Genomic DNA, 15,585 nt, shown 5'->3' with positions numbered 1-15,585 from the left:
ACCAAACATGACCGCGACCGCCGAAGCCCCGCGTGCCCAGACCAATCCCGATTGGTGGAAGGGCGGCATCATCTATCAGATCTATCCGCGTTCCTTTCAGGATACGTCGGGTGACGGCATCGGTGACATCGCGGGCATCACCGAACGGCTGCCTTATGTCGCCAGCCTCGGGGTCGATGCGATCTGGGTCAGCCCGTTCTTCACCTCGCCGATGAAGGACTTCGGCTATGACGTCAGCGACTACTGCGACATCGACCCGATGTTCGGCACGCTCGACGACTTCGACAAGATGGTCGCCACCGCGCACCGCCACGGCGTGCGGGTCATGATCGACCTGGTGCTGTCCCATTCGTCGGATCAGCATCCGTGGTTCGCCGAAAGCCGCGCGAGTCGGCACAACCCCAAGTCCGACTGGTACGTCTGGGCCGACCCCAAGCCCGATGGCACGGTGCCCAACAACTGGCTGTCGATCTTCGGGGGGCCGTCCTGGCATTGGGACGGGCGGCGGCAGCAGTACTATCTGCACAACTTCCTCGCCAGTCAGCCGGACCTGAACTTCCACAACCCGGACGTGCAGGACGCGCTTCTGGACGTGACGCGTTTCTGGCTGGAGCGGGGGGTCGACGGCTTCCGCCTCGATACGATCAACTTCTACTTCGCGGACGCGCAGCTGCGCGACAATCCGGCCCTGCCGCCCGAGCGGCGCAATGCGACCATCGCGCCCTCGGTCAACCCCTACAACCATCAGGAACATCTCTATTCCAAGAACCAGCCCGAAAACCTGGCCTTCCTCAAGCGGTTTCGCGATCTGCTCGACGACTACGGCGCCTGCGCCGTGGGCGAGGTCGGGGATGCGCAGCGCGGCATGGAGCTTTTGGGCGAATACACCCGCGACCGGCAGGGTGTGCAGATGTGCTATGCCTTCGACTTCCTGGCTGCCGAGCCGCTGACCGCGCCGCGCGTCGTCGACGTCTTCGCCCGGCTCGAGGCCGAGGCGCCCGATGGGTGGGCCTGTTGGGCCTTTTCCAACCATGACGTGCAACGCCATGTGACCCGTTGGGGCCTGAACGATGCGGGCGCGCGGCTTTACGCGACGCTCATCATCTGCCTTCGCGGGTCGGTCTGCCTTTATCAGGGTGAAGAGCTTGGCCTGACCGAGGCGGATGTCGCCTACGAAGATCTGCAAGACCCCTACGGGATCGAATTCTGGCCCGAGTTCAAGGGGCGCGACGGCTGCCGCACGCCCATGGTCTGGGAGCCTTCGAACCAGAATGGCGGGTTCAGCACGGCCCAACCCTGGCTGCCGGTCGCGCCCGAGCACCTGGGCCGGTCTGCCGCGACCCAGGATGCCGAAGCGGACTCGCTCCTGCAGCATTACCGGGCCGTCATCGGCCTGCGCACTGGGTCCGATGCCCTGCGCCTTGGCGACCAGACTGGCCTCAAATCCGATGGCAACCTGTTAAGCTTCATGCGCGAGCACGGCACAGAACGCTACTTCTGCGCCTTCAACATGGGGGAGGGGGCGGCGAGCATCGCGTTGCCCGATGGAAATTGGCACGCGGTCGAGGGAGTCGGGGCAACTGCCCCGGGGGCCGGCGGGCTGGCACTGGGCGATTGGGGCTTCAGCGTCCTGCGCGCGGTCTGAACGAAACACGAGGGGGAGGCGAGAGATGTCCAATCTGAAACTGACGGATGTGGCCAAGGTTTACGGCGGCAAGGTCGAGGTGCTGCGCAACATCGACCTCGACATCAAGACGGGCGAATTGATCGTCTTCGTCGGCCCCTCGGGCTGCGGCAAGTCCACGCTCTTGCGGATGATCGCGGGCCTTGAAAAGATCTCCGGCGGCACGCTGGAGATTGACGGCAACGTGGTCAACGACCTGCCCCCAAGCCAGCGGGGCATCGCCATGGTGTTCCAGTCCTACGCGCTCTATCCGCACATGACCGTGCGCGACAACATGTCCTTCGCCCTCCAGATCGCCAAGATGTCGAAGTCCGACATCGACGCCGCCGTGAATGCCGCCGCCGACAAGTTGCAACTGACGGACTATCTCGACCGGCTGCCCAAGGCCCTGTCGGGTGGCCAGCGGCAGCGCGTCGCCATCGGCCGCGCCATCGTGCGCGACCCCAAGGTCTACCTCTTCGATGAGCCGCTTTCGAACCTCGACGCCGCGCTGCGCGTCGCCACCCGGATCGAGATCGCCCAACTCAAAGAGGCGATGCCCGACTCCACCATGATCTACGTGACCCACGATCAGGTGGAGGCCATGACCCTGGCCAGCCGGATTGTCGTGCTGGCCAACAAGGGGATCGCGCAGGTCGGCACGCCCCTCGAACTCTACGAAACCCCCAACAGCGAATTCGTCGCCCAGTTCATCGGCTCCCCCGCCATGAACCTGATCGCGGGCGAGATCGTCGGCACCGGCCAGACAACCACGATCAAGACCAAGCGTGGCGGCGGGACGATCACGTCCAACGTGCCAAGCCGCGATGACGACATGGGGGCCAAGGTCAACATCGGCATTCGCCCCGAAGACGCCATCCAGACCGAGGCCGAGAACTATGCCTTCGAAGGCACGATCGAGATTCGCGAAAGCCTGGGCGAAGTCACCCTGATCTATTTCGAGAAGCCCGTGATCGGGCAGGAGCCAGTGGTGGCCAAGCTGCCGGGCATCCATACCGGCCTGCGCGGCAAATCCATGCGCCTGACCGCCGATCCCTCCAAGGTCCACATCTTCCGCGACGGAGTCTCGCTGCTCTATCGCTAGGGCGACGCCGTGCCGACAATCTGGCCGGATTGTCTCCGGTCAAACGGATGATCCACGCAAAGCGGGGCGCATTGTCCTAACGCCGTCAGGTCACCGCCCGACTTTTGACAGAATGCACTGGCATATTTCGGAGGATTGGACTGTTTTTGCGGAGATCCCGATGGCTTTCGTGCGATTTATCTATGCTCTCTATTTGCGGCTTACCGGCCTCGGCCTGGTTGCCATTGCCGCTTTCGCCTATTCGCTCGATGTCTCGCCTCCGCCCGGTGTCGTCCCGCCCGCGATCCCGGCATCCGTCCTGGTGGCTGCGGCCATTCTCGGGGTCGCGTTTCTCATCCCCTGGCTTCTGCCGCGGGGCCTTCGCCAGCCGCGCAAGCCGCATGACCTGATCTGGATCCCGGCCCATTATGCGGTCGTCTGGCTGACCCCGGTCCTCTGTATCCCGCTCCTCGCCGTGGCCTCGCAGATGGGACATATCCCGCCCGAGCTCGTCGAACAGGCGACGGCCGCCAATCCGATCTGGTCGCTGATCGTTCCCGGTGTTCTGGCCGTGATCCTGATCCTGCCCAAGCTCTTCGACAATCGGCCCGATTATTCCGAAGACCCGACCATCGCGCCGCATATCGATATCGACGAATACATGCACGAAAAAGCCGTGGAACAGGCTGTCTCGGCCCCGCGCAGCCTGCCCAACCGGCTGACGATCTGGGTGTCCTGGGCGCTTCTGCGGATTGGCGGCCTGATCCTGCTGGTGCCCGCAGCCTATCTCGCCCATTCCTTCTGGCTCGCCGATGACGGTCTTTGGGCCAACTACGTGCCCGACGGGCGTCGCACGGGCATCGGCCTTGTGGTGCTTGCGCTGATCGCCATCGCCTACATGACGCCGATTCCCGTCTCGCGTCAGGCGCATCTCTTCATGCCCGTCCGCCTGCGTCAGATCGTGCGACTGCCGCTGGCAGCCTTCGGTGTCTATGCCGCCGGTGCGTTCCTGGCCCCCGCCTGGCCCGCCGCCCTGGCCAAGCTCGGCCTCGGCTGGACGGTGCCCGCCATCCTGCTGGAGCAACGGTGGGCCTTCGCGCTGGTTGCGGTCTGTGCCGTGACGCTGATCACGATCGTGACCTATCGCCCGCTCCCCAAGGAACTCAAGAAAGCTCCGCGCAAAAGCGCCGCTTCCGCGATGACTGGCCAGAAGATCGTGCCCGCCTCGCGGCAATCGCTGCCCGCGCTCGGCGTCGCGATGAAGGCTTACGGCGCGGCTGACTGGCTCATCATGCGCCTCTTCGGCCTTGGCCTTCTCGGCACCGCCTACATGACCTTCGGCATGATCCAGCAGGGTAGCGCACGCCTTCCCGAACTGATCTACAATCAGGATCCTTGGTACGCCCTCTATGCCTACGCGGGCCTCGGCGCCTTCATGGCGATCCCCTTCATCATGCCCCGCTTCCTGGCCGAGCCGCGCACGGTGTTCATGGCTCTGGTCAAGGCCGCGATGCTCGTCGGGACGGCGTTCATCCTGATCCCGCCGCTGCAAATCGCGATCGTCACCTTCACGCCGCAGATCTATCACCAGACCCTGCTCGTGGCCGTGCCGCTGCTCTTCAAGTCGCTTGCGGGTATCGCGGTGACCTCCACGGTGATCGTGGCCCTCTTCCGCCAATTGGGCGCCTTGCCCAAGCTGGACTACAAGGGCGATCCGATCTCCTCGATGTCGTCGAACCAGCTGCACGCCCTGCGCAAGGCCCGGATGCCCGGCGCCTGAGCCCTTGCCGGCGCGCCGCCCCCCGTGGACGGCGCGCCGCTACTCCAGCATCCGCACGCAGCCGATATAGGGCAGATTGCGGTTCCGCTGCGCATAGTCGATGCCGTAGCCGACCACGAAAGCGTCCGGAATTTCGAACCCCGTCCAGCTTGCCTTGATGTCGACCTCCCGCCGGGCCGGTTTGTCCAACAGGGCAATCGTCTCAAGCCGGGCCGGATCCCGCGATCGCAGCAGGTTCGTGACGTGGTGCAGCGTGTGCCCGGTGTCGACGATGTCCTCGACCACCAGAACGTCGCGCCCGCCGATCTTGCCCCGCAGGTCCTTCAGGATGCGGACCTCGCGCGAGCTTTCCATGCCGTCGCCATAGCTCGACGCCTCCAGGAAATCGACTTCGACCGGCAGGTCCAGCTCTCGCACCAGGTCGGCGATGAACACGAACGATCCTCGCAAGAGGCCCACCACGATCAGCTTGTCGGTGCCCGCGAACCGCGCCTCGATGTCGCGGGCCAATGCCTCGATCCGGGCCGCGATGGCCTTGGCAGAGATCATCTGATCGATCACATAACGCTCAGTCATATTGCTCCCCCCGGGTCCATCGGCCAAGAGGGGCCTAACATGTGAAAGCCCCCAAGCCCAAGAGGCCCCATGCCCCGACATTCCGAGCGCCGCGCGCTGCCCTATACCCCCGATCAGATGTATGACCTCGTCGCCGATGTCGCCCGTTATCCCGAATTCCTGCCCTGGACCGCCGCCGCCCGGATCCGGTCGCGAACCGGTGGGCCCGAGGGCGAAGTGATGCTCGCCGACCTCATCATCAGCTTCAAACTCTTCCGCGAAAGCTTCGGGTCGCGCGTGACCCTCTGGCCCGGCAAAAAGCGGATCGAGACGGAATACCTCGACGGCCCGTTTCGTCATCTGCAATCGGAATGGACGTTCACGCCGACCGCGTCCGGCTGCGAAGTGGATTTCTGGGTCGATTTCGAATTTCGGAACCCGATCATCGGGCGCGTCGTCGGTGTCGTCTTCAACGAGGCGATGCAGCGCGTTGTCGCGGCCTTCGAAAAGCGCGCGCGGCAGCTTTACGGCGCGTCGGCGGCCTGAGCGGCCTCCAGCAGCATTTCCAGGGCCGTATCCCGTGCGGCCCGACGCACCGCATCCCGGCCCAGGGCGCCGAACTGAACGGTCCGCGTCTGCGTCCCGGCCGTGGTCGCAATGGCGAAACAGACCTGTCCTTCGGGTTTGGTCGCCGTCCCTCCAGGGCCCGCGATCCCGGTGATCGATACCGCCAGATCGGCCCCCGACCGGACCCGCGCGCCCTCTGCCATCTGCCGCGCGACGGGTTCGGAAACCGCCCCATGAGACACCAGCGTCATCTGACCAACGCCCAATTGCGACCGCTTGGCCGAATTGGCGTAAGTCACCGCGCCCCAAAGGAAAACATCCGATGATCCGGGCAAGTCGGTCAGCGCGACCGCGACCATGCCCCCGGTGCAGCTTTCCGCCGTTGCAATTGTCAGACATTTGGACCGGCACAGGTTCAGAAGATCGCCCGCGATGCTCATAGATGCGCCAGCGCGGCCAGGGCCATGACGCAAATGGCAGCCATTCCTCCGGCGACCGCATCGTCCAGCATTACACCCCAGGCATCGGTCCGCCGATCCATCCAGCCGACGGGGCCGGGCTTCCAGATATCGAACAGACGAAACAGCAGCAGCGCCGCGATCCACCCGGGCCAGAGACGTTCGACCGGCACGCCCGCCTGCGCGGCCCCCCAGACCAGCGGCAAAAGGGCGATCCACTGGCCCAGAACCTCGTCGATGACGACTTCCGAGGGGTCGTGATCGGCCTTGCCCCGCGTCACTTCCGTCGTGGCCCAAAACCCGAGCGGCAGGATCAGCAGCGTCAGCACCGTGAACAGGATCGGTCCGCCCTGCATCGCAAGCCAGCCAAGGGGCAGGGCGGCCAAAGACCCCCATGTGCCCGGCGCGGGCCGGATCAGGCCGACAAAGCCGACCGTGGCGACCGCCCGCGCGATCATCCGCGCACCAGCGTGACCGTGGCAAGGCAGGCGATGCCCTCGCCACGCCCCGCAAAGCCGAGCCGCTCGGTCGTCGTCGCCTTGACGGAAACGCGCCCGACCTCCACCCCGATAATCTCGGCGACGCGGCCCCGCATCGCCTGCGCATGGGGGCCGATCTTGGGAAATTCGCAGATCAGCGTCGCGTCCACGTTGGAAATCGCATAGCCCCGCGTCCGCGCCAGATTTGCCGCGTGATCAAGGAAGACGGCGCTGTCCATTCCCTTCCACTCAGCCTCGGACGGGGGAAAATGCGTCCCGATATCGCCCTCGGCCAGCGCGCCATAGATGGCGTCGGTAATGGTATGCAGGCCGACATCCGCGTCCGAATGTCCCTGCAACCCACGCCCATGGGGCACCTTGACGCCGCAGAGCACCACGTGATCTCCGGGGCCAAACCGATGCACGTCGAACCCGTTGCCGACCCTGATATCCATCTCCAACCCCTTGGCTGCGCGGGCGAAATCTTCCGGTGCGGTGATCTTCATGTTTGCTTCGTCACCCGCCACGATGGCGACGTCCAGCCCTGCGGCCAGCGCGACCTCCACATCATCCGCCGCCTCACCGTCAAAGGCGTCATGGGCCGCGCGGATCAGAGCCGTGTCGAACCCCTGCGGTGTCTGTGCGCGCCAAAGCCCCCGACGGTCGGCCAAGCCCTCCACACGAACCGACCCGGACCAGAGCGCATCGGTTACCGCAAGCGCCGGTGCGGCCCCGTCGCCGTGATCCAGCGCGTCCAACACACGGTCGATGATCGCCCCCGTCACCCCGGGCCGCGCGGCATCGTGGATCAGAACCTTCGTCGTTTCAACTGCGGCCAAACCCGCACGGACCGACGCGGCGCGCGTCGCCCCGCCGTCGATCAGGTGCACGCCAGGAATGGCAGCCATTGCAAGATCGCGGTCATCGGGGTGGATCACCACCACAATCGCGCCGACCCGGCCAGCAAAGGCCTCCACCGTGCGCGCCAGCACCGGACGCCCGGCAAGGTCCCGATATTGCTTGGGAATCCCGCCACCTGCACGCTGCCCGCGACCGGCGGCGACAATAAGCGCTGTGGCATCTGTGCGGGTCAATCTGGCACCTCGGGTCCCGGGGCAATAACCCCGCCCCGTTCCTATAGCGCGACCCCGAAGCTGACAACCAGACGGGCAAGTCGGCATATGATTGCCTATATTTTGGGCAATTGTCGAACCTGCCGCCCGATGGTTGCGCGATGACTGCCCATCCGCCGCCGTTCACCCTATGAACAGGGCACAATCGCCCAGAAGTTAGTCACGTGCCCGAAAAAACCGCACCTGCCTTGGATTCGCGCCTTGCGGCCTTGGGGTTCACCTCTCCGGTGGCCCTGGCACCCATGGCCGGAATCACCGATTTGCCGACCCGGACCCTTGTGCAGGGATTCGGCGCCGGGCTGGTCGTGTCCGAAATGGTCGCCAGCCGCGAGATGGTGGAGGCCAAGCCGTCGGTGCGCGACCGCGCGGAACTCGGCGCAATGGTCGAAGGCACCTCCGTCCAGATCGCAGGGCGTGAGGCGGTCTGGATGGCTGAGGCGGCACGCGTTCTGGCGGGGCAGGGCGCGCGGATGATCGACATCAACATGGGCTGCCCGGCCAAGAAGGTGACAGGCGGCCTGTCCGGGTCGGCCTTGCTGCGCGATCACGACCATGCCCTGCGCCTGATCGAGGCGGTGGTGGCGGCCGTGGATGTGCCCGTGACCCTGAAGACCCGCCTCGGGTGGGATGACGATAGTCGGAATACGGTCGAGTTGGCCAAACGTGCCGAAGCGGCGGGCATTCGCATGCTGACCGTTCATGGCCGGACGCGCTGCCAATTCTACAAGGGGGCCGCCGATTGGCGTGCCATTCGTCCGATTGTCGCGGCGCTGACGATCCCCGTTCTGGCGAACGGCGATATCGTCGACGTGGCGTCGGCCCGGGCGGCCCTCGATGCGTCCGGCGCCGCCGGTGTCATGGTGGGTCGCGGCGCGCAGGGGCGCCCCTGGCAACTGGCGAAGATCGCCGCCGGGCTTGGCCATGGCGCGACGCCCGCGATCCCGAGCGGAAGCGCTTTGATTGACCTGGTGACACGTCACCACAGCGCGATGATCGCCTTTTACGGGCCAGAGTTGGGAGGCCGCGTCGCGCGCAAGCATCTGGGCTGGTACATGGACGACTCCGGGACGGTGCCGGCCCTCCGCAAGGAGGTTCTGACGGCCGGGCCGCAGGACGTTCCCAAACTGCTGCGCGCCGCGCTGGCACCGCAGGCAAGGCAGGCAGCATGACCGAGGCTGATATCTGGCAAGCTCTGCCGATCCCGGCGATCGTTGTCGATGGCAATGACCTGATTTTGCAGGTGAATGGTCCCGCCGAAGGGTTCCTGAACCGATCCGCCAAGACGCTTCAGGATGCCCCGTTGGCCAGGATCATGGCGCTCGACAGTGACATCGAGGTTGCAACGGCCCGGGTGCGGCGGACCATGGCACCTCTGACGCTGCACGACACGCATTTGCGCGTTGGCCCCGCGCCCGCGATCCGCAGCGAAGTGCATATGTCGCCCCTGGGGAATGGGGTTCTGATCCTGATTTCTCCGCAGGATATCGCGGGTCGGCTGGACCGGGCGCGCAATTCGCAGACCGCTGCCAAATCGGCCATCGGCATGGCCGAGATGCTGGCCCATGAAATCAAGAATCCACTGGCCGGGATAACGGGGGCCGCGCAGCTTCTCAGCATGAACCTCACCGGCGAAGACTTCGAACTGACGGAATTAATTGTTGGCGAAAGCCGCCGGATCGTCAAACTTCTGGACCAGGTGGAGCAGTTCGGAAACCTGCAGCCGCCACAACGTCGGGCGGTGAACATTCACGACGTCTTGGACCGGGCGCGCCGGTCTGCGATGGTCGGGTTCGCCGCGCATATGACGATAGACGAGGCCTACGACCCGTCGCTCCCGTCAACTTGGGCCGATCCGGATCAATTGCTTCAAGTGGTGTTGAACCTGTTGAAGAACGCCGCGCAAGTCGCGGAGCAGGGTGGAAAAATCACCATCCGGACTTTCTATGAGCTGTCGCTGCGCGTGCGGCGGCCGGATGGGTCGGGCGGTTCGGTACCCCTGCAGATCGAGATCGTGGACGACGGCCCGGGTGTGCCGCCCGATCTTGCCGCCAATCTGTTCGAACCCTTCGTCTCCGGACGGGAAAACGGAACCGGGCTTGGCTTGGCGCTCGTCTCCAAGATCATCCACGAACATGACGGGTGGATTTCGGTCGATAGCGAGCCGGGGCGTACCGCCTTTCGGATTTCGCTGCCGATGCCGCCCAAAGACATCAAGAACGCCCCCTAAAGGTCTGAGAGAAAACGCATGGACGGAACAATTCTAGTCGCCGACGACGACCGCACCATCCGCACGGTGCTGACCCAGGCCCTGACGCGGGCAGGGTGCAAGGTGCATGCTACCTCGTCGCTCGTCACCCTGATGCGGTGGGTCGAGGAAGGCAAAGGCGATCTGGTCATTTCCGACGTGGTCATGCCCGACGGCAACGGCCTCGAGATGCTGCCCCGCATCACACGGGAACGCCCCGGTCTGCCGGTCATCGTGATTTCCGCCCAGAACACCATCATGACGGCGATCCAGGCGGCCGAGGCCGAGGCTTACGATTATCTGCCAAAGCCCTTTGACTTGCCCGATTTGATGAAACGCGCGTCGCGCGCGCTCGATCAGAAACGCGTGGCGGCGCCGGATGTCGCAAAGACCGAGGATAACGACGATCTGCCCCTGGTCGGGCGAACCCCGCGGATGCAGGCTCTCTATCGCTTGGTCGCGCGGGTGATGAACACGGACCTGCCCGTCATGATCGTCGGGGAAAGTGGGACTGGTAAATCCTTGATCGCACGGGCAATTCATGATTTCTCTGACCGCCGGACCCTGCCGTTCGTGACGGCGACCGCATCCGATCTGGTGGGTTTCGACGGGCCATCGGAGCTGCTTGCGCGGGCCAAGGGGGGGTCCATCCTGTTCGACGAAGTGGGGGACCTCGAGCCGGAACTTCAGACCCGCGTCGTTCGCATGCTCGACGGTCTGGAGAGCAGTGGTCCGCGAATCATGGCGAGCGCGCAGCGTGACCTGACGCCCCGTCTCGACAGCAGCGGTCCCGACAACTTTCGATCGGACCTCTACTACAGACTGGCGGGGGCGCAGCTCGATGTGCCCGCGCTGCGCGAAAGGGTGGACGACATTCCGTTGCTTGCCGCGCATTTCCTCGGTCGCGCCGAACGGGACGGGGGCAGCCTGCGACGTTTTTCCGATGAGGCCATGGGCCTCATCCGCGCGCATCCCTGGCCCGGCAACGTCCGTCAGCTCGAGAACATCACCCGCCGGTTGGTTGCGACCAGTCCCGCCGAAGAAATTACCAAGCCCGAGGTCGAAGCGGTTCTGGGAACGATTTCCAGCGGCCCCCGTGCGGTTGCGGCGACAGACAAGCTGAGCGATGCGGTCGAAAGCCACCTGCGCCGGTACTTCGATTTGCAGGGCGGCCAATTGCCGGCCCCGGGGCTGTACCAACGCATTTTGCGTGAGGTCGAAGCACCGTTGATCGAGATCGCGCTCGATGCGACGGGCGGAAATCAGGCGAAATGCGCCGATTTACTCGGGATTAACCGCAATACGCTGCGAAAGAAGATCACGGATCTCGATATCCTCGTGACACGGCGCCGCAAGTTGATGTAAAACCGCCACAGGCGTTGCAGATCGGGAACAACCCGGCAGGGACGACGCGCGGTAAAGACATGGCTTAGAGGCGACCTTGCGGGCTTCGGATTCCTCCGGCGCTGCCTTGTTTCCCAGCTTCCTCTGGAGCGGGCGCAGGCAGATTCAGACGATCATGACGGTCACCCTCGTGGTGCTCGGCCCGACGCTTGTCGTCCTGACGTTCCTCGCCATCACGCTGCGCGGGGCGAGCGAGGATCTGGGGTGGCTCCGCGTCGTTCTGCTGGCCGACCTAGTCTATATTCTGGCCATTGCTGCCCTGGTCGTACGGCGTCTGACGCGGATGGTTGCGGCGCGCCGGGCCCGGTCGGCGGGATCGCAACTCCACCTTAGACTCACCGGCGTCTTTACCGGCATCGCGCTCATCCCAACGGTGCTGACGGCGGTTTTCGCGACGATCACGATCAATGTCGGACTGGAAGGCTGGTTCTCGGACCGTGTGCGCAGCGCCTTGGGGAATTCGGTCGAAGCCGCCCAGGCCTATGCCCAGGAACATCGCGACGGCTTGACCCAGGATGCGCGCGCATTGGCCGGGTACCTCGACCTCGCCAAACGCGCGTCACTCGGAACATCGGGCGGGGGCACATTGGCCGACGGCGAATTGCGACAGATCCTGGCCCAGGGTCAGGAGCAGATCCAGCGCGGCCTGGAAGAAGCCTTCGTCATCGACGGAACCGGGGCCATCCGGGCCCGTGGCGAAGGCTCCTATCTGTTCGATTTCGAGGAAGTGACCGACACCCAGATCGGTCAGGCACGCGATGGTGCAATCGTCCTTATCGAAGACAAGGAAATCAACGAGTTCCGGATCCTTCTTCAACTCTCCGCCTATCAGGATCGGTTTCTCTATGTGACCCGGACCGTGGATGGCGATCTGCTGCAGCTTCTGGATCAGACTCAGGCGACAGCGCAGCTTTATCAACAGCTTGAACGGGATCGCGGGCGCTTGCTCTTCGAATTCGGCCTGCTCTATGTCGGCTTCGCCCTGATCCTGATCCTTGCGGCGACCTGGGCCGGATTGTGGTTCGCCGAACGGCTGTCGCGGCCCGTCGGCCGTTTGGCTGGCGCGGCGCAAAGGGTCGGCCAGGGCGATTTGAGCGTGCGCGTGAAGGAAGAGGCGGGCGACGACGAAATCGCCATGCTCGGCCGTATCTTCAACCAGATGACCCGGCAGTTGAAGGGGCAGCGCGACGCGCTGGTCGAAACCAACACCCAGACCGAACGACGTCGGCGCCTGTTCGACAGCGTTCTGGGCTCGGTCACGGCGGGGGTCATCGGCCTCGATCCCGAAGGACGGATCGACTTCATGAACCGCTCCGCGCAACGTCTTCTTGCGCTCGAAGGGGAGCGGTACGGCCTGTTGCTGAACGATGTCGTGCCCGAATACGCCGGTCTATGGGCACGTTTGCAGGCCAGTGGAGCCGAGACCGAACAAGAGGAGATCCGGGTTGCGCGAGGCGGAAAACTTGAAAGCCTGCTGGTCCGTATCGCGACACGCCCGGGCCTGGATGGCGCGCCCGAAGGCTATGTCGTCGCCTTCGATGACGTAACCGAACTGGTCAGCGCGCAACGCATGGCGGCCTGGGGTGACGTGGCACGGCGCATTGCCCATGAAATCAAGAATCCGCTGACGCCGATCCAACTATCGGCAGAGCGGGTCAATCGGCGGTTCGGGCGCGAGCTGAGCGAGGAAAGCGCGGCGAAACTGGCCGAATTGACCGGGGTGATTGTTCGTCAAACCAATGACTTGCGACGCATCGTTGACGAGTTTTCCAAATTCGCGCGGATGCCCGAACCCGAGCGTCAGCGCGGTGATCTGGCCCACCTTCTGCGAGAGACGGTGACGCTGCAACGCCCCGCTCTGGAACCGGTGGAGTTGTTGGACGACATTCCGGCGGGCAAGGTCATGGGCGAATTCGATCCGACGATGATGCGCCAGGCCTTTACCAACCTCATCAAGAACGCCGGTGAGGCCATCGAGACCCGAGAGGAACGGGACGAGACCCCGTTCGCGAAACAGGTGTCGGTGGTGTTGTCCGCAAATGGCAGCCATCTGGAAGTGCGCATTTCGGACACCGGGATCGGCCTGCCGCAAGATCGCGCGCGGCTGTTCGAGCCCTACGTCACCACACGCGACAAGGGGACAGGCCTTGGCCTGCCCATCGTCAAGAAAATCATCGAGGAACACGGCGGCACCCTGGATCTGCGCGACGCAGAACCCGGAGCCGACGGTCACAGGGGCGCGGAGGCCGTCATTCGACTGCCCCGCATAGAGGAGAGCTAACATGGGCGACATCCTGATCACTGACGACGAGTCGGATATTCGGAGCCTCATCTCGGATATCCTTGAAGACGAAGGATATTCCTGCCGGACGGCTGGCACCGCAGACGCGTGCATGAAGGCCATCGAGGACGAGGCGCCCAGTCTCATGATCCTCGATATCTGGCTGAAGGACAGCGACATGGACGGGATCGACATCCTGAAATCCGTGCGGCGCACCAATCCGGACGTGCCGATCATCATCATATCGGGGCATGGCAACATTGAAATCGCGGTGGCGGCGATCAAGCAGGGGGCCTACGACTATATCGAAAAGCCCTTCAATATCGATCAGCTAATGGTGGTGGTCAGTCGCGCGATGGAGGCGTCGCGTCTTCGGCACGAAAATTCGGAACTGCGCCGTAAGGATGCGTCATCGGCCGAGATGATCGGCCAGTCGGCCGCTTTCAAAGCATTGGTTTCAAACCTGAAAAAGGTGATGAACTCGAATGGGCGCGTCATGCTGACCGGCCCTGCCGGATCCGGCAAGGAAGTGGCTGCGCGCTATATTCACGGCAAGTCCAACCGTGCCTCTGCGCCCTTCGTGACGGTTTCGTCCGCATCCATCGAGCCGGAACGGATGGAGGCGGTTCTGTTCGGTCGCGAAAGTCCCGAGAAGGGCATCGAGATGGGCCTGCTGGAACAGGCGCATGAGGGCGTGATCTATTTCGACGAGATCGCCGATATGCCCATGGGAACGCAGTCGAAGATCCTGCGCGTCCTGGTGGAGCAGGCCTTCAATCGGGTCGGCGGCAACGACAAGGTGCGGGTCGACCTGCGTGTGATTTCCTCGACCAATCGCGACCTGATGCAGGAAGTGCGTGCGGGCCGGTTCCGCGAAGAACTGTATCACCGCCTGAATGTCGTCCCGATCGAGGTCCCGTCGCTGGAAGAGCGGCGCGACGATATTCCGGTTCTTGCCGATTACTTCATCGCCTCGCTGAACAAGGCGCAGGGCCTGCCGTTGCGGGAATTGTCCGAAGAAACAAAGGCTTTGCTGCAGACGATGCGATGGCCGGGAAATGTCAGACAATTGCGCAACGTCATCGAAAGGGTCCTGATCCTGGGCGACGGCACCGGCCCGATCGAGCCTTCCGAACTCCCCAGTCCGACCGATGGCGGGGCGGATGCAGGCGAAATGACCCTGTCGGGTTCGTTGGCCAGCCTGCCTTTGCGGGAAGCGCGGGAACTCTTTGAACGGCAGTACCTGATGACGCAGATCAACCGGTTCGGCGGCAACATCAGCCGCACGGCAAGTTTCGTCGGGATGGAACGCAGCGCCCTGCACCGCAAATTGAAATCGCTCGGCGTGGTCACCACCGCACGCGGCGGGGCGCGGGTCGCGCGGGTGGACGACTAGGGCGAGGCGATCCGCCCGTTGGCCACGCAAAGCCCACGGGTATCAAAGGGTTGACTGGCCAGCTGCGTCGCCCCGGCGGCGCAGACGGGCAGGGTGGTTCTCTGATATCCCTTGGCCTCCATGCAGGCGTTGATGGCGCGGGCGCGCAAGGGATCATTGCGATCCGTCTCGAACACATCCGGCCGGTCGTTCACTCCGACGCAGACGCCGTCGCGGCAAAGCCCGCCACCGATGACAACGCTCGGGGCGGTCGTGATGCGGCGGGTTTCCGGGAAGTCACGGCGCGCCTGCGCGGCGCAGGCCAGGAAATCCTGTTCGGCAGTGAGGGTCGGCGTCCCGGGCTTGAGCCAGACCGGCGACGTGCCGATCCCGCAGGCGGCAAGGAACAGGAAAAGGGGCAGGATGCGTTTCATGCTTCGGACCATAGCGGAGTTCAAACGTCTGACAATTGGCAAACCCGTGATTTCAATTGTCAGACATTTGAAACCGGGCGGCGTTGCCGTGATTGACCGCCCACCCCCGCACGTCCTATCCAGCGGG

At 64.2% G+C, this 15,585-nt stretch carries 14 protein-coding genes; 9 read left to right on the top strand and 5 right to left on the bottom strand.

The genetic code is table 11. The annotated features are described in order from the left end of the window. The first annotated feature begins 7 nt into the window (after window positions 1–7). The 3 genes from BM002_RS01660 to BM002_RS01650 all read left to right on the top strand — a co-directional run bounded on the left by BM002_RS01660 (window position 8) and on the right by BM002_RS01650 (window position 4,527). The gene (locus BM002_RS01660) at window positions 8–1,645 is read left to right on the top strand and encodes an alpha-amylase family glycosyl hydrolase (protein ID WP_092776658.1); all 1,638 of its coding nucleotides are present in this window, start codon (window positions 8–10) and stop codon (window positions 1,643–1,645) included. A gap of 25 nt (window positions 1,646–1,670) precedes the next feature. Continuing rightward, entirely contained in the window at window positions 1,671–2,768 is a 1,098-nt protein-coding gene (locus BM002_RS01655) for an ABC transporter ATP-binding protein (RefSeq protein ID WP_092776656.1), read from the top strand. A 160-nt stretch (window positions 2,769–2,928) separates the two neighbouring features. Further along, window positions 2,929–4,527 (top strand): hypothetical protein, encoded by a 1,599-nt coding sequence (locus BM002_RS01650; RefSeq protein ID WP_139212210.1) that lies wholly within the window; start codon window positions 2,929–2,931, stop codon window positions 4,525–4,527. A 39-nt stretch (window positions 4,528–4,566) separates the two neighbouring features. Here the strand turns inward: BM002_RS01650 and hpt are convergent, their stop codons facing one another. After that, entirely contained in the window at window positions 4,567–5,103 is a 537-nt protein-coding gene (gene hpt, locus BM002_RS01645) for a hypoxanthine phosphoribosyltransferase (protein ID WP_092776652.1), read from the bottom strand. 69 nt (window positions 5,104–5,172) lie between these two features. On the opposite strand from hpt, the gene BM002_RS01640 reads away from it, so the two are divergent. Next, window positions 5,173–5,628 (top strand): type II toxin-antitoxin system RatA family toxin, encoded by a 456-nt coding sequence (locus BM002_RS01640; protein WP_092776650.1) that lies wholly within the window; start codon window positions 5,173–5,175, stop codon window positions 5,626–5,628. On the opposite strand, the gene BM002_RS01635 is transcribed toward BM002_RS01640, so the two are convergent. From BM002_RS01635 to BM002_RS01625, 3 genes are read right to left on the bottom strand one after another with little or no spacing between them, the layout of a single operon-like run. Then, window positions 5,607–6,089, bottom strand: coding sequence for a CinA family protein (locus BM002_RS01635; protein ID WP_092776648.1), 483 nt, complete (start codon window positions 6,087–6,089; stop codon window positions 5,607–5,609). The genes BM002_RS01640 and BM002_RS01635 overlap by 22 nt on opposite strands. Next, window positions 6,086–6,565: a phosphatidylglycerophosphatase A family protein gene (locus tag BM002_RS01630; protein WP_175484772.1), complete on the bottom strand. Its 480-nt coding sequence runs from the start codon at window positions 6,563–6,565 to the stop codon at window positions 6,086–6,088. Before BM002_RS01630 ends, BM002_RS01635 begins: the two co-directional genes overlap by 4 nt. Beyond that, the gene (locus BM002_RS01625) at window positions 6,562–7,680 is read right to left on the bottom strand and encodes a bifunctional 2-C-methyl-D-erythritol 4-phosphate cytidylyltransferase/2-C-methyl-D-erythritol 2,4-cyclodiphosphate synthase (RefSeq protein WP_245749094.1); all 1,119 of its coding nucleotides are present in this window, start codon (window positions 7,678–7,680) and stop codon (window positions 6,562–6,564) included. The genes BM002_RS01630 and BM002_RS01625 overlap by 4 nt, the downstream gene beginning before the upstream one ends. 203 nt (window positions 7,681–7,883) lie before the next feature. Here BM002_RS01625 and dusB point away from each other — a divergent pair, with 203 nt between their 5' ends. The 5 genes from dusB to ntrX all read left to right on the top strand — a co-directional run bounded on the left by dusB (window position 7,884) and on the right by ntrX (window position 15,045). Beyond that, window positions 7,884–8,888 carry a tRNA dihydrouridine synthase DusB gene (dusB, locus tag BM002_RS01620; RefSeq protein ID WP_281243785.1) on the top strand — a complete coding sequence of 335 codons (1,005 nt, stop codon included), beginning with the start codon at window positions 7,884–7,886 and terminating at the stop codon, window positions 8,886–8,888. Continuing rightward, window positions 8,885–9,946, top strand: coding sequence for a two-component system sensor histidine kinase NtrB (locus BM002_RS01615; protein WP_092776644.1), 1,062 nt, complete (start codon window positions 8,885–8,887; stop codon window positions 9,944–9,946). The genes dusB and BM002_RS01615 overlap by 4 nt, the downstream gene beginning before the upstream one ends. Window positions 9,947–9,964: 18 nt before the next feature. Continuing rightward, window positions 9,965–11,329, top strand: coding sequence for a response regulator (locus BM002_RS01610; RefSeq protein WP_092776642.1), 1,365 nt, complete (start codon window positions 9,965–9,967; stop codon window positions 11,327–11,329). A gap of 154 nt (window positions 11,330–11,483) precedes the next feature. Continuing rightward, entirely contained in the window at window positions 11,484–13,649 is a 2,166-nt protein-coding gene (locus BM002_RS01605) for an ATP-binding protein (RefSeq protein ID WP_092778620.1), read from the top strand. A 1-nt stretch (window position 13,650) separates the two neighbouring features. Further along, window positions 13,651–15,045: a nitrogen assimilation response regulator NtrX gene (gene ntrX, locus BM002_RS01600; RefSeq protein WP_092776640.1), complete on the top strand. Its 1,395-nt coding sequence runs from the start codon at window positions 13,651–13,653 to the stop codon at window positions 15,043–15,045. On the opposite strand, the gene BM002_RS01595 is transcribed toward ntrX, so the two are convergent. Beyond that, window positions 15,042–15,458, bottom strand: coding sequence for a hypothetical protein (locus tag BM002_RS01595; RefSeq protein ID WP_139212209.1), 417 nt, complete (start codon window positions 15,456–15,458; stop codon window positions 15,042–15,044). The genes ntrX and BM002_RS01595 overlap by 4 nt on opposite strands. Window positions 15,459–15,585 lie beyond the last annotated feature (127 nt).

It is taken from the genome of Jannaschia pohangensis (genome assembly GCF_900113875.1).
In the GTDB taxonomy this organism is placed as follows: domain Bacteria; phylum Pseudomonadota; class Alphaproteobacteria; order Rhodobacterales; family Rhodobacteraceae; genus Jannaschia; species Jannaschia pohangensis.
Note: the sequence above shows the minus strand (reverse complement) of the source record. Positions and strands in the feature narration are given on the sequence as shown.